This is a genomic window from Duganella lactea (assembly GCF_009857505.1).
Lineage (GTDB): Bacteria > Pseudomonadota > Gammaproteobacteria > Burkholderiales > Burkholderiaceae_D > Rugamonas > Rugamonas lactea.
In genome coordinates, this window is record NZ_WWCP01000043.1 from 24,803 (window position 1) to 38,451 (window position 13,649).

A 13,649-nucleotide genomic window follows, 5' to 3' on the forward strand; every position below is an offset into this window, starting at 1 on the left:
CTGACCCGATAGCAGGGTAGCCCTGATTGTGCCGTCCATGCGATTTTGCTTGGGCGGTTTTTTTACGGCTGTCCGGCCGGCGCCGTCAGGCGTCTTCGGCGGCGCGGTCCAGCCATTTGACGATGCCGTCCAGCGTGCGGAAGTCCGCCACGGAACGGGTGTGGATGTGCGGATGGCGGTTTTGCAGCATCTTCGACAGCGCGCCGCCGGGGCCGAGTTCAAGGGCGATGGTGATGCCCGCTTCGGCGGCGGCGTCCATGCAGGCGAGCCAGCGGATTTTTTCCGCCAGCTGGCGCGACAGCGTGTCGACGGCGCGGTCCTGATCGTATACCGTGGCGGCATCGATGCCGGCCAGCACCGGCGCCTGCAACGGCTGGAACGGCGTGGCGCGCAATGCCTGCGCGAACGGCGCGACGGCGTCCCGCATGTAGGGCGTGTGCGACGCCACTGCCACCGGCAGCCTGCGGCTGCGCGCGCCGGCCGCTTCGATGGCTTGCTGTAGCTGGTCAGCCTGCCCGGTGGGGCCGCCGGCGATGCAGCTGTCTTCTCCGGTTTCTATGCTGAGGTGATAGTTGTGCTGTTCGGCGATTTTGTTGGCGCTGGCCAGCGTCAGACCGGTGATGGTCAACAGTGCCTGTCCCGGCGCGGCCCTCGCGCAGTCATCCATCCATTGCGCGCGCTGTGCCGCCAGTGCCACCGCCTGCTCAGGCGCGATGGCGCCGGCCACGCCGTACGCCGCCAGTTCGCCGATGCTGTAGCCGGCCACCAGCGCCGGCGGCGGTGTGTGCGCGCGCAGCGCTTCCCACATCGACAGTGTGGCCGCCACGATCAGTGGTTGGGCGATACGGTTGGCGTAAATGTCGTCGCCCGCGTGCCCGCTCAGCAGGCGGTCCGCCAGCGTGTTGGCGGCGGGATGGGTACGCGCCAGTTTGAACATGTCCGGATGCTGGTCGCCCTGGCCGGGGCAGAGCAGCAGCAGGCGCGCGCGGCTCATGCCTTCTCCAGTGCGGCCAGGGATTGCACCAGACAGCAAGCCGCCAGCAAGTCGGCCGCGCCGCCGGGGGACAAGCGGTGCCGCACGAAGACTTGATGGCTGTGCAGCGCGTCCGCGTGCCAGTTGGCGTGGGCGGTGCCGCCTTGCGCAAGGAAGCGTTCCGCATGCTCGCGGACGATCTGCGCGCCTTGTGGCCCGGCGCGGTGATAGACGTTGCTGTCGCTGATGTGCTCCATCAGCGTGTAGAGGGCATCAATGCGCTCCTCGGTGACCGTGGCGCCGCGCTTGCGTGCCGCCAGCAAGGCCGGGAGGCCAACGTCGAACACGGATGGCAGCCCGAGCGCGCCTTCCTCTCGCGCGCCGCTCACCGCGTAGCGCGCTGCGACACGCAGGCCGTTGCTCGGTGTCGAGCCATCTTCTCCCGCGTGGCGGGCGAGTTCTTCGCCCCAGCGAATCAGCATGACGGCGCGCAGGGCGGCCGGCGTAAGCGCCGTGCCTTGCGCGCGCGCGCGGCCGGCGGCGGCGCACAGCATGCCGAGACTGAAGATCGCACCGCGATGCGTGTTGACGCCGTGCGTCGCCTTCAGCATGCCCGCTTCCGCCGCGATGCCGAGTTTCTTCAACTGGCTAAAGGACGCGTCACGCCATCCCGCCAGACAGATTTTCTTGAAATAGTGGCGCAGTGCGAACATGCTGCGCATGAAGGTGCCGGCATCCATGTCGGTATGACTGCCGCTGTCCACCGGCGACACGAGGCCCGGCTTGGGATACAAGCACAGCTCCGCATGCAGGGCGCGTACCGCCAGTCGCGCGACTTCGCATGAGAAGTTCCGCTGCGTGGCGCGGCTAAAGCGTCGTGCTGTTTGCGCGCCGTCGCCGATGTCACCGATCTTGCGCAGGGCGGTGGCAGAGATCATGCCGCCTCCAGCATCGCCAGTAGCGATTCGGTGTCGGCCAGTCGCACTGACCGCAATTCTTTCACCATCACCTTGGCCGGATGCGTGATCGCCATTCGCCATTCTTTCCACGATACCGCCGCGCCGCCTGGGAAAACGACTTCGCCGTCCAGCGGCAAGCTATCGGCATGCCGCGCCAGCAGCGCCATAATCTCCGCCAACTGCTGACGGCTGGTTGGATGAAACAACAGGTCCACGTCCGACGTCGGCGACACATACGGCAAACCAGTCAACGTCTGCATCGCCAGTGAACCAAACACGTGCAAGTCCGGCGCCGCATCACAGAGTGTGGTCAGTCCGTCGCGCCAGGCGCCCGCGGTCGCCAACGCGGAGCGCAGCTCAAGTGGTGTCGAGGTGCGGGCAATGTGCGAGGAAGCCACGCGCAGTGGAATGCGGACCTTGATGCCCGCGGCATCCGGCGGCAGCGGCACGCCGAGGCAAACAGCGTAGGCCATCGCCGCCGCGTCGCTGTCATGCCGGCGCACCACGGCCGGCCAATCATGCTGCCGCCATTGCGTCAGCGCCGATGCATGCTCCGGCCGTGCTGCGGCAATCGCCGCATCCCAGCCGGCGACCGTCAGCCACACCAGTGCATGACGTTCAAGCTCGCTGGACATGGCCGCCGGAGACTACCGCGTCAATCACCGGCTGCGCCAGACGACGTCCGCCACGCTGCAAGCCCAGGGTGCTGCGTTGGTCGCCCGCCACCGGTTGCGCCAGCGCCGCGCGCAAATGCGCCGCCAGATCGCCGTTCCAGATCGCCTCCACACCGCCCATGCGCAGATAGTTTTCCGGGCCCGGCGCAAACACCGGATTGCTCTGTGCCAGTTCGGTCAATCGCTCCTCAGGCACCTTGGTAATGCGTGCCATCGCTGGCAGGCCCATCACGCGTATCGTCGCATCCGGCAGCGCGTAGCAGGCGTCCGCCATCAGGCCGCTGGTGATGAAGCCACCCGACAGCGCTTGGTCGTACACCAGGCCGATAATCTTATGCCCCTTGCGTCGCGCCAGATCCACGCATTTGCCCAGGTGCGCCATGTAGCTGTTGATGCCCAACATCTCATCGCGATGCCGCAAACGCTGGCCCTGCGTGTCGATCAACATCAGGATCGGCATGCCGGGGAATTCGCGCACCGTGCGCAAGATCGCCCGCGCCTGCGCCAGCGCGATCTCCACGCCAATCGGCGTATGCCCGGTGGTGCCGATTACCGCCACCGCCTGGCCGTCCACCTGGGCGCCGCCGCATAAAAACTCATCCTGCTCGACGATCGTATGCCCCTCGGGGAACAACGAATCCGCCAGTTTTTTCCAATCCATGTCAGGCTCCTTTGCGCTGCGACGCGGCGGCGATAAAGCGATCCACGTCCAGCATCGGCACGTTGGCCGCATCCGGTACTTGCATCGCGGTCCAGATATCCACCGGATCGGACAGCTCGCCGTAGTTGTCGAGTCGTGTCGCCAGCATGTGCTGTTCTGCCTCCAGCGCTTCCAGCGTCAGGCCGGTCGGTGCAGCGGATAACGCCGCAACCGCTTCCTGTGCCGCCGCGCGGAAGGCGGCAACGTCGTCGGCGACGATACGCTGGCAGTCGCCCAGCAGATAGCGATGTTTGCCACCGCAGGTGCGCCATACCAGCGCGCGATCACGCGAATCGTATTCCTCGACGCCGTTGGCGGTTTCGATCACCTCCGGGCCGGACATCGCCAGCCGTCCTTCTTCGGACATGATGACCACGTTCGCGCAACGCGTGACGATGCCCATGCCGCCGAATGCGCCGTTGGCGCCGCCCACCAGCGCGATGACCGCCACGCCGGCGTCGCGCGCGTCGAGCAGGGCGCGCATCACTTCCGACACCGCGATCAGGCCCGCGTTGGCTTCGTGCAGCCGCACGCCGCCCGATTCCACCAGCAGCACCACGGCCGTCACCTTGTCCGCGACCGCCTTGCGCAGCAGGCCAACCAGCTTCGCGCCGTGCACCTCGCCGACCGCGCCGCCCATGAAGGCGCCTTCCTGCGCCGCCACGTACACCGGCGCGCCGCCGAGCAGCGCGCGACCGATGGCAACGCCGTCGTCGAACGAGACCGGCGCGTTCAGCTGCGGCAGGTGAGGGCTGGTGATGCGCTCAGACGGCGGCAGGAATTCCTCAAAGCTGCCAGGATTGAACAGATGCTGCAAGCGCTCGCGCGCCGTGGCTTCCTGATAACTGATGGCGCGGCTCATTTGGCGTCTCCCAGCATGGTTTCCACCGCCTGATCCAGCCGCAGACTGACCACGGCCGGCGTGGCGCCCATGTCGTTGATCGAGATGCGGGTGTCGGCCAGCTGCCAGCGGGCGTGGAAGTCGCGCATCACGGCTTGCCAGATCGCGCCGAAACCGACGGCGGCGGTGTGGACCTCGATGGTGCAGGCGCCTTGCAGGTCGGCCGGCTCGATCAGCACTTCCAGATTGCCCGAGCCGACCACGCCCACCACTTCGGGGGCTGCGCTCAGCCGGCGGGCGCCTTGTTCAAAACGATAGTTCAATGTTTCCATCGGTGTGCTCCTTACCAGTTGCGGAAACGCTTCGGCGGATTATACAAACCGCCCGATGCGCGCACCAGGTCCTTCATATTACGTGCGGCCAGCAGGTCGCGCGTGGCCAGGCGTTTGTCGATGCCCAGATCCTCGGCCCGGGTGATGATGCCACGGTCGCGCAGATTCTCCACCGCGCGCTTGTCGCGGCCCAGGCCCACCGGCGTATAGCCGGCCACGCCGCGAATCGCCTGTTCGCGTTCCTCGTCAGTGCGGCACAGCAGCAGGTTGGCGATGCCTTCCTCGGTCAGAATGTGCGTGACGTCGTCGCCGTAGATCATCACCGGCGGAATCGCCATCTTGGCCTGCTCCATCAGCTCCCACGCATCCAGCTTCTCGACAAAGGCCGGCTGCATATGCTCGCGGAAGGTCTCGACCATCTGCACCACCAGCTTCTGGCCGCGCGGGATGGTGTTGCGGCCCGCGCGCGCCTGCTGGCCGGCCTTCAGCCACGCCGGGCTGGCGTGACGCCGCCCGCGCGCGTCGGCGCCCATGTTGGAGGCGCCGCCAAAGCCGGAGATGCGGCCCGTCGTCGCGGTGGACGAGTTGCCCTGCAAATCAATCTGCAGCGTCGAACCGATGAACATGTCGCAGGCATAGTGGCCGGCGGCCTGGCACATGGCGCGGTTGCTGCGCATGCTGCCGTCCGGGCCGATCGCAAACACGTCCGGCCGCGCGTGGATGTACTCCTCCATGCCCAGCTCCGAACCAAACGAGTGGATCGAGGTGACGAAGCCGGCCTCGATCGCCGGAATCAGCGCCGGGTGCGGATTCAGCGCCCAGTGCTTGCCGATCTTGCCGCGCAGGCCGAGCGATTCGGCATACGTCGGCAGCAGCAGTTCGATGGCGGCGGTGTCGAAACCGATGCCGTGGTTCAGCCGCTGCACCTCGTATTCGGCGTAGATGCCTTTGATGGCCATCATCGCCATCAGCACCTGGATTTCCGAAATCTGCGCCGGATCGCGCGTGAACAGCGGTTCGATGTAGTAAGGGCGCGGCGACTGCACCACAAAGTCCACCCAATCGCCCGGCACATCGACGCGCGGCACTTTGTCCACCAGCTGGTTCACCTGGACGATGACGATGCCCTGCTTGAACGCCGTCGCCTCGACGATGGCCGGCGTATCCTCGGTGTTCGGACCGGTGTACAGATTACCGTGGCGGTCCGCCGCCTCCGCCGCGATCAGGCAAACGCGCGGCGGCAGGTCGATGAAGTAGCGGCTGAACAGCTCCAGGTAGGTGTGGATGGCGCCGATATTCAGCTTGCCGGCGGAAGCCAGCCGCGCCACCCGCGCCGCCTGCGGGCCGGAGAAAGAGAAATCCAGCCGCGAGGCGACGCCGCGCTCGAAGACATCCAGATGCTCCGGCAGCGCCAGTACCGACTGCAGCATGTGCAGATCGTTGACGCGCGCCGGGTCCAGATTGGCCAGCGCATGGCCGAGGAAATCGGCCTGCTTCTGGTTATTGCCTTCGAGGCAGACGCGGTCGCCGCATTCGAGGACCGCATGCAGCAGGTCCGCGATGCGCGCGGCCGGCAGGCTTTTGCCGTCCAGCGCATTGCCCAGTGTCGCCCGGGCGCGCAGCAATCGCGCATCGCGGTTTTGCTGCAAGGTGTTCCAGGACATTTTATTTTGCTCCCATAATCATGTCAGGCAGGCCGGTTGCAATCGATGGGAAGAAGCATAGCAGCAGCACCGCCACCACCATCAGCAACAGGAAGGGGAACACGCCCCAGATCACATCCTTCAACGGAATGTCCGGCGCGATGTTCTTGATGACGAATATATTCAGCCCCACCGGCGGGTGGATCAGGCCCATCTCCATCACCACCGTCATGACGATGCCGAACCAGATCAGGTCAAAGCCGGCTTCGCGCAGCGGTGGCAGGATGATCGGCGCCGTCATCAGGATGATCGAGACCGGCGGCAGGAAGAAGCCGAACACCACCACCATCAATAGTATCACCGCCAGCAGCACCCATTTGGACAGGTGCAGGCTGACCACCCACGCGGCGGCGGACTGGCTGATGTGCAGGTAGCTCATCACGTAGGAATACAGCAGCGACATGCCGATGATCAGCAACAGCATGGTCGATTCCTTGATCGACGAGCCGAGGATCGGCGACAGGTCCTTCGGCTTCCACACGCCGTAGATGCAGGCCAGCAGCCCGAGTGCCAGCAGCGCGCCCAGGCCCGCCGTTTCCGACGGCGTGGCGAAGCCGCCGTACAGCGCCACCATCACGCCGATCAGCAGCACGATGAACGGCAGCACGCGCGGCAGCATCTCCACTTTCTCCTTCAGCGTGAAGTGCTCATCCTCCAGATAGGCCGACTTCTCGCCGCCTTTCTGGTAGATGTCCAGCGCCATGCGGTATTCCTTGCGGGCGCGGTACACGGCGTAACCGGCGAACAGCACCACCAGCAAGATGCCCGGTCCGATCCCGGCCAGGAACAGGCGGCCCAGCGACTGCTCGGCGGCCACCGCGTACAGGATCATGGTGATCGACGGCGGCAGCAGGATGCCGAGCGTGCCGCCGGCGGCGATGATGCCGGCCGCGAAACCGGGCGAGTAGCCGCGCTTGCGCATCTCAGGAATGCCGGCCGAACCGATCGCCGAGCAGGTGGCGGGCGAGGAGCCGGCCATCGCCGCGAACAGCGCGCAGGCGAACACGTTGGCGATCCCCAGACCGCCGGGAATCTTGTGCATCCACGTGTGGATCGCGGAGTACAGGTCGCGGCCCGCCGGCGATTTGCCGATCGCCGCACCCTTGAGGATGAACAACGGAATCGACAGCAGCGTGATCGATGCCATTTCCTCGTAGACGTTCTGCGTGATCGTGTCCAGCGAAGAAGGCGGCATGAAGAAGTACATAAAGCCGGTGGCGACGATGCCCAGCGCGAAGGCGATCGGCATCCCGGAGAACATCACCACCAGCGTCACGGCGCCGTACAGCGCGCCCAAAGTCAGTTCACTCATGTGGAAGGCTCCGATTTGTTGGTGAGACGGGCGAGCGTTTGCAGCAGCAGTTGCAGCGTGAGCAGCGTCATGCCGGCGGCCATCATGGAGTAGGGTATCCACAGCGGTGGCGCGAAGGTGGAGGAGGTGGTCTGGCCGTCAACCCAGGCTTCGTGGAACAGCAGCCACGATTTCCAGGTGAAGAAGGCGCAGAACAGCGTCGAGGCCAGGTCCACCAGCAGCAGGCGGAAGGCGTTCACGCGTGGCGGCAGCAGGCCGGCAAGCGCCTCAATTCCGATATGCCCGCGATGATACTGGACGTAGGCGGTGCAGAAGAACGTGACGCCGACCAGCATGAACACTGACGCCTCGTCCTGCCAGTCGGTGGGCGCGTGGAAGAAGTAGCGCGACACCACCGAGTAGGTCAGCACCAGGGACGTCAGCACCAGCGCGATCATGGACAGCATCATCAGGCCGCGATTGAGCTTGTCCAGCGCCGCCGTCAGCGCCGCGATCACGGCGTTGTCCGGCGGCGCGGGGCCGCGCGAGGGCTGGAGTTCCACGCCGTGGCTCACAGCGTTTTCTCCGCCAGTTTAAGCAGGTTGGCGCAGCTGGCGTTCTTGTCGCTGTAGTCTTTCCACGCGGTGCCGCGGGCGATGGCCTGCCATTTTTTCAGCGAGGCGGCGTTCATGTCGGCCACCTTTGCGCCGGCTTTCTGGTACACCACCGCCACTTGCTGGTCGTCTTCCTTCGACGACTTGAGCGCGAAGGCTTCCAGTTCGGCGCCGACGGCCAGGATCAACTGCTGCTGGTCTTTCGGCAGCTTGTCGAAGATCGTGCGCGACATCATCAGCGGTTCCAGCATGAACCAATAGGAGCCGGTGCGGCCGGTGGTCAGCGCCTTCGATACTTCTTCGAGGCGGAACGAGATCAGCGACGTGGAAGAGGTCAGCGCCGCTTCCATGGCGCCGGTCTGCATCGCGGCGTAGATTTCGTTCGATGGCAGCGTGACCACGGCGGCGCCGGCGGCCTTCAGCATCATGTCCATCTCGCGCGAGCCGCCGCGAATCTTCATGCCCTTGGCGTCGTCCGGATCGATGACCGGCTTGGTGCGCGAGGCCATGCCACCTGCCTGCCAGATCCAGCTGACCATGACGATGCCCTTGTCGTACAGGATGCGCGCCAGTTCCTTGCCCACTTCGGCGTTCTTCCAGCCGTAGGCTTGTTCGTAGGAGGTAACCAGGCCGGGCATCAGGCCGATGTTCACTTCCGGGACCTCGCCGCCGGCATACGACAGCGGCACCAGCGACAGATCCAACGCGCCCTTGCGCATGGCGGAGAACTGGGCGTTGGTCTTCATCAGCGAGGAGCCGGGATAGATCGCGAACTTCAGCGCGCCCTTCGAGCGCTTTTCCACTTCGGCGGCAAACATGCGCGTCAGTCGGTCGCGGAAGTCGCCCTCGGAGATGGTGCCGCCTGGGAATTGATGGGAAATCTTGAGCGAAGCCTGGGCCCAGGCTTTTTGCTGCAACAACAAGGGGCTAGCGGCGAGGGCTGCTAGTACGGACCGGCGGGTGATGACACTCATACGTCCTCCAAGGGTTGATGTACAGAAACGTTATCATTATTCGCATTTGGCATGCAATAAGCTTTTTTGTGTATACAAGAATACCTGTTGCGAATACATTGTCAAGCGATATAATGACTAGCATGACGACACACTCCGCCACACTCCGCGAACAAATCGAAGAAATGATCGCAGTCGGCCAGCTCAAACCGGGACAGCATCTGGACGAGACCGAGCTGGCGACGCGCTTCGGCGTGTCGCGCACGCCGATCCGCGAAACGCTGATTCAACTGTCATCCATGGGACTGGTGGTGATACGACCGCGGCGTGGCGCCATCGTGGCCGAACTGGGGCCGCAGCAGTTGGTGGAGATGTTTGAGGTGATGTCGGAACTGGAGGCGACCTGCGGCCGCCTGGCGGCGCGGCGCATGACGCCTGAGGAGCAACAGGCCTTGCTGGCCGCGCACCAGGCCTGCCAGGAAGCGCTGGATGCACAGGAGCCGGACGCCTACTACTACAAGAACGAGATTTTCCACGAGGCGATCTACGCCGGCAGCCACAATCAGTTTTTGATCGAGCAGACGCGCGCGCTTTACCGCCGCCTGCGTCCCTACCGGCGTTTGCAACTGCGCGTGCGCGACCGCCTGACCAATTCCTACCACGAGCATGACGGCGTGGTGAGCGCCATTATCGACGGTGACGGCGAGCGGGCGGCCCAACTGCTGCGCGAGCATGTGATGATCCAGGGGCGGCGCTTCTCCGACCTGATGGCCTCACTGCCGCAACTGCGACTGGATGCCGCTTAAGCCTTGGTGGACTTGGCCGCGTTGCGCATGATGCGTACCGGCTTGGTTTGATTGTGCGCCGGATCGGCTGGCAGCATGTCGGCCAGCGTTTGTTGATCCAGCACCGTCAGGAAGGCGCGGGTGGCGTCGTTCAGCGTGTGTTTCAGCTTGCAGTTGCTGGTCAGCGGGCACGTGTCGGCGGCGCGGTCGAAGCACTCCGCCATGAAAAAATCCGTCTCGGTCGAGCGCACCAGCGCGCCGATATTGATGTCCTGGGGCTCCTTGCCCAGCCGCAGGCCGCCGTTACGGCCGCGCACCGTCTCCACCAGGCCCGAAAGGCCGAGCTGATACACCACCTTCATCAAATGGTTTTTTGATATCACGTGCAGGTCGGCGATGTCCTGGATGGTGACCAGCCGATCGCGGTTGGCCGCCAGATAAAGCAGGGTACGCAGCGAGTAATCGGTAAAAGAAGTCAGGCGCATGCGCGTATTTTACGTTAACTTGCGTACTGACGCTGATCGCCGTCGCCGCCAAACTGCCGGGTAAGCAAAGGAGGGACTATGGATAACGATGATGCACGCCGCCAGTTCATCAGCCAATTGTGGCAGCGTTTTGAGCAACTTCAGGCCTGGGCCGAGGAAAATTGGCCGGACAAGGACAACCCGCTGTCGAGCGCGGACTTTGTCGAAGCGCGCAAGGAGATACTCGGCTTGCGCAATCCATCGCAGACGCCGGGCCACGCGCGGCTGGAGAACGAGCCGGACCCGGAGCAGGGCGGGGCGCAGTATGTCGATCTGAACCCCGCGCCCTGGCCGTGATTTAGTCGTGGACCACCGGCTTGCCGAGCAGCGCGAGCATCCAGGCGATCAGGCTGACGATCAGTGTTACCAGCACGCCCCACGCCAGTTTCAGCGCGCTGTCGAACAGCAGCGGCGCCACCAGACCGGACACCAGCGCGAACAGCAGCATCTGGATGAAGGACTGCATCGACGACGCCAGGCCGCTGTTGTTCGGGAAGTAGTCCAGCGCGATCAGCGACAGCGGCGTCATGGCCAGCGCCAGACCGAACGAGTAGATAAACAGCGGCATCACCGCCCACGGCACGGCGGCCGCGAAGGAGGCGTTGTAGGCGACGTTGATCACGCCGGCCGAAATCATCACCGCGAAGCCGGCCCACACCTGCGCCTTGCGCGAATAGCGGTGCGCGAATTTTCCGGACAGCGCCGAGCCGACCACCATGCCGCTGATCAGCGGCACGAACATCCAAGCGAACGCGGTTTCCGGCAGATGCAGGATGTTCATCACGAAGTAGGCGGCGGAGCCGATGTACAGCGCCACGCCGGCGAAGCTCATGCCGACGGCCACCGCCAGCAGCAGGAAGTGGTGGTGGCACAGCACTTTCCAGTAATTTTTGGCGATCACGCCAGGATGGAAGGGATGGCGGTCCTTGACCGGCAGGCTTTCCGGCAGCGCGCGATACACCGACACCAGCATCAGCAGACCAAAGGCGGCGAGGAACCAGAAAATCGAGCGCCAGCCGAAGGCCACTTGCAGCCAGCCGCCCAGCACCGGGGCGATGGCGGGCGCCAGGCCGAACACCATCATGATATGCGACAGGATCTTCTGCGCGGCGGCGCCATCGAAACGGTCCAGCACAATCGCGCGGCCCACCACCGAGCCCGCGCCGGCGGCCAGGCCTTGCACGATGCGGCAGGCCAGCAGCACGCCGATGGACTGCGCCATCGCCGCCACCACCGAGGCCACGATATAGGCCACCAGCGAAATCAGGATCACCGGACGGCGGCCGAAGGAGTCCGACAGCGTGCCATAGAACAGCATCATGAACGCGAAGCAGAACAGGAACATCGACAGCGTTTGCTGCACCACCAGCGGGCTGGCGTCGAACGCTTGGGTGATGGCGGGGAAGGAGGGCAGATAGGTATCGATGGCCAGCGGACCGACCATGGAAAGGCCTGCCAGCAGCAGCGTCAGCAAAATATTCATGAATAGCGCAATGTTCGTAGGACCCGGCATTTTACGCGATCCGGGCGTGCCGCATAAGAATGCGCAATGGCTAAGTCTTGGCTTTCTTCGCCTTGGCGGTCTGTTCGCCCTTGGCGGCGCTCTGCAGATTCTTCAGCGCGGCGAAGATGGCGCCGGCGTCACCGGTGGGGATGACGGCGGCGAGGCCGATCATCGCCGTCACCACCGTGATGGTGCGGGTGACGTTATCGATCGTCTTGATCACATCCCTGGCGTGGTCGGTCGCCGCGACCAGATCGGCCACGCTTTGCTCGGCGTCCTGGATGATCACGCCGACGGCGCGCGTCACCAGATCGCTGGCCACGTTCAGCAGCGTGACCTCCAGCGATTGCAGCGTGGCGCGGTCCTTTTCCGGAATCTTTGGCCAGTTCTCCGGCGCGTACAGATAATCGCCCAGCGCGGTGGAGGCGTTGCGAAATTGCGCCGACAGCTTCAACGCATCGTCGGCGGACAGAGTGATATTGCTCATATGCGCTCCTTAGCGTGCGCGCACCGCGCTGTAGGCGGAGCGGATTTGTTTGGTGTAGCGCTTCAGGCCAGCCAGCAGTTGCTGGTTATCGATATGGTCGCGTCCATCGTACAAAGCTTGGTGCGCGATGGCGATGCGCTTCAGCGACTCGATGTAGAGCGGCATGGCCCGCTCACGCTCATCGAACAGCGCATTCGCCGCATTCAGGCTGGCCCACGCCTGCTCGGCTGCGACCGGCTCGCGGTTGTTCTCGCGGGCGCGCGCGTGCAGCGTGCGGTAATAGCGGTTGGCGTTGGCGCGCTCGATTTTGAGCGACGCGTCGAAGGCTTGCATGGCCTGAATCAGACTGGCCAGCACCGCCTGGATCGGCTGATTGCCATCGGCGATCACCATCTTCAGTTCCCGGTGGCGATAGCCATTGAGGGCGGCGTCGGTCAGCAGCTTGCCGATCGCCTTGGCCGGCGCCACGCTGGCGGCGTCCAGATAATTGGCCTTGACGGCGGCATCGACCAGACCATCGACTTCCTCCGCGCCGGTGGGCACCTCATCGCCGGCCAGTTCCGCCAGCGTCGCCATGTACGACGACACCACCTTGTGATAGACCTGCAACCGCGCCGCTTGCGGCAAGCGTTGCTGGTACTCGGCGTCGAGCACGTCGCGCTGCTGCGATTCCGCTTCCAGCGTGTAAGTTTTGTTGATCAGCGGACTGCGCGCGTAATCATCGCTCAACCGCGTGTAGCCCGCGCTGAGCGAAGAAATCCGGCCGAACTCCTGCACCGCCTGCAGATTGGCGCAACCACAGAGTAGGGCGGCGACGGCACACAAAGTAATAAAGCGCATGACAACCCTTCCTGCAAGAAAAAATTATCACAAAGAATACTATAAATAATAATTATCCTGAGCACGCTATGCCATTTTGTATAATTTGCGCATCGTCACTTTTTGAAGCAAAAAAATGCACACCGCGACTATGTTGAGCTTGGCTGGTTCCGTCACCTGCGTCGGCGTCTTCATCGGCCGCAAGAACTGGATACTGGCGCTGGCCTTCCTCTGCTCGATCGCCTACACGGTGCTGGCGCAGGTCGTCAGCATCGCCGCGATCCCCGGCATGGTCGTGCAGGCGCTGCCGTTCATCTTCCTCGCGCTGGTGGTCTACGAAATCCTGCAAAAGCTGGTCATGAAGTAAACCCGGTGTCAGATACCGTCTTGAATGGCAAGCTTTTTCGATAAGTATTTGGGGTCGAAAGGCTTGCCAGTACGGATGACACCGTAAATCAGATGCGTCAGTTTGTGAACGACAGCACTGATC

17 protein-coding genes are annotated in these 13,649 nt (G+C 64.0%); 3 read left to right on the top strand and 14 right to left on the bottom strand.

The features are described 5' to 3' along the window. Positions 1–85 precede the first annotated feature (85 nt). From GTP44_RS23640 to dctP, 10 genes are read right to left on the bottom strand one after another with little or no spacing between them, the layout of a single operon-like run. Positions 86–994, bottom strand: coding sequence for an ACP S-malonyltransferase (locus GTP44_RS23640; protein WP_161021340.1), 909 nt, complete (start codon positions 992–994; stop codon positions 86–88). Beyond that, positions 991–1,911, bottom strand: a complete 921-nt coding sequence (gene mdcB / locus GTP44_RS23645; RefSeq protein WP_161021341.1) for a triphosphoribosyl-dephospho-CoA synthase MdcB — start codon at positions 1,909–1,911, stop codon at positions 991–993. The genes GTP44_RS23640 and mdcB overlap by 4 nt, the downstream gene beginning before the upstream one ends. Continuing rightward, on the bottom strand, positions 1,908–2,567 hold the full coding sequence (gene mdcG / locus GTP44_RS23650; RefSeq protein ID WP_161021342.1) for a malonate decarboxylase holo-[acyl-carrier-protein] synthase: 660 nt from the start codon (positions 2,565–2,567) through the stop codon (positions 1,908–1,910). Before mdcG ends, mdcB begins: the two co-directional genes overlap by 4 nt. Continuing rightward, the gene (gene mdcE / locus GTP44_RS23655) at positions 2,551–3,267 is read right to left on the bottom strand and encodes a biotin-independent malonate decarboxylase subunit gamma (protein ID WP_161021343.1); all 717 of its coding nucleotides are present in this window, start codon (positions 3,265–3,267) and stop codon (positions 2,551–2,553) included. Before mdcE ends, mdcG begins: the two co-directional genes overlap by 17 nt. 1 nt (position 3,268) lies before the next feature. Beyond that, positions 3,269–4,168 (bottom strand): biotin-independent malonate decarboxylase subunit beta, encoded by a 900-nt coding sequence (locus tag GTP44_RS23660; RefSeq protein WP_161021344.1) that lies wholly within the window; start codon positions 4,166–4,168, stop codon positions 3,269–3,271. Next, entirely contained in the window at positions 4,165–4,479 is a 315-nt protein-coding gene (mdcC, locus tag GTP44_RS23665; RefSeq protein WP_161021345.1) for a malonate decarboxylase acyl carrier protein, read from the bottom strand. The genes GTP44_RS23660 and mdcC overlap by 4 nt, the downstream gene beginning before the upstream one ends. Positions 4,480–4,490: 11 nt before the next feature. Continuing rightward, positions 4,491–6,143, bottom strand: coding sequence for a malonate decarboxylase subunit alpha (mdcA, locus tag GTP44_RS23670; protein WP_161021346.1), 1,653 nt, complete (start codon positions 6,141–6,143; stop codon positions 4,491–4,493). 1 nt (position 6,144) lies between these two features. Continuing rightward, positions 6,145–7,494 (bottom strand): TRAP transporter large permease, encoded by a 1,350-nt coding sequence (locus GTP44_RS23675; RefSeq protein WP_160990060.1) that lies wholly within the window; start codon positions 7,492–7,494, stop codon positions 6,145–6,147. Further along, positions 7,491–8,048: a TRAP transporter small permease gene (locus tag GTP44_RS23680; protein ID WP_371867307.1), complete on the bottom strand. Its 558-nt coding sequence runs from the start codon at positions 8,046–8,048 to the stop codon at positions 7,491–7,493. Before GTP44_RS23680 ends, GTP44_RS23675 begins: the two co-directional genes overlap by 4 nt. Then, positions 8,045–9,061: a TRAP transporter substrate-binding protein DctP gene (gene dctP, locus GTP44_RS23685; RefSeq protein ID WP_161021347.1), complete on the bottom strand. Its 1,017-nt coding sequence runs from the start codon at positions 9,059–9,061 to the stop codon at positions 8,045–8,047. The genes GTP44_RS23680 and dctP overlap by 4 nt, the downstream gene beginning before the upstream one ends. Before the next feature lie 122 nt (positions 9,062–9,183). On the opposite strand from dctP, the gene GTP44_RS23690 reads away from it, so the two are divergent. Next, positions 9,184–9,846, top strand: coding sequence for a GntR family transcriptional regulator (locus tag GTP44_RS23690; RefSeq protein WP_371867308.1), 663 nt, complete (start codon positions 9,184–9,186; stop codon positions 9,844–9,846). Here GTP44_RS23690 and GTP44_RS23695 read toward each other — a convergent pair. Further along, the gene (locus GTP44_RS23695) at positions 9,843–10,310 is read right to left on the bottom strand and encodes an RrF2 family transcriptional regulator (RefSeq protein ID WP_161021349.1); all 468 of its coding nucleotides are present in this window, start codon (positions 10,308–10,310) and stop codon (positions 9,843–9,845) included. The two genes, GTP44_RS23690 and GTP44_RS23695, sit on opposite strands and share 4 nt — an antisense overlap. A gap of 78 nt (positions 10,311–10,388) precedes the next feature. Between GTP44_RS23695 and GTP44_RS23700 the strand changes: the two genes are divergently transcribed. Then, positions 10,389–10,646, top strand: coding sequence for a hypothetical protein (locus GTP44_RS23700; RefSeq protein ID WP_161021350.1), 258 nt, complete (start codon positions 10,389–10,391; stop codon positions 10,644–10,646). Position 10,647: 1 nt separating this feature from the next. Here GTP44_RS23700 and GTP44_RS23705 read toward each other — a convergent pair whose 3' ends face one another. The 3 genes from GTP44_RS23705 to GTP44_RS23715 form a co-directional block, all read right to left on the bottom strand. Next, entirely contained in the window at positions 10,648–11,832 is a 1,185-nt protein-coding gene (locus GTP44_RS23705; protein WP_161021351.1) for a multidrug effflux MFS transporter, read from the bottom strand. A gap of 70 nt (positions 11,833–11,902) precedes the next feature. Further along, entirely contained in the window at positions 11,903–12,340 is a 438-nt protein-coding gene (locus tag GTP44_RS23710) for a hypothetical protein (RefSeq protein ID WP_161021352.1), read from the bottom strand. A gap of 9 nt (positions 12,341–12,349) precedes the next feature. After that, positions 12,350–13,180: a hypothetical protein gene (locus tag GTP44_RS23715; protein WP_161021353.1), complete on the bottom strand. Its 831-nt coding sequence runs from the start codon at positions 13,178–13,180 to the stop codon at positions 12,350–12,352. A 115-nt stretch (positions 13,181–13,295) separates the two neighbouring features. Between GTP44_RS23715 and GTP44_RS23720 the strand changes: the two genes are divergently transcribed. After that, entirely contained in the window at positions 13,296–13,526 is a 231-nt protein-coding gene (locus tag GTP44_RS23720; protein ID WP_160990068.1) for a hypothetical protein, read from the top strand. The last annotated feature ends 123 nt before the right edge of the window (positions 13,527–13,649 follow it).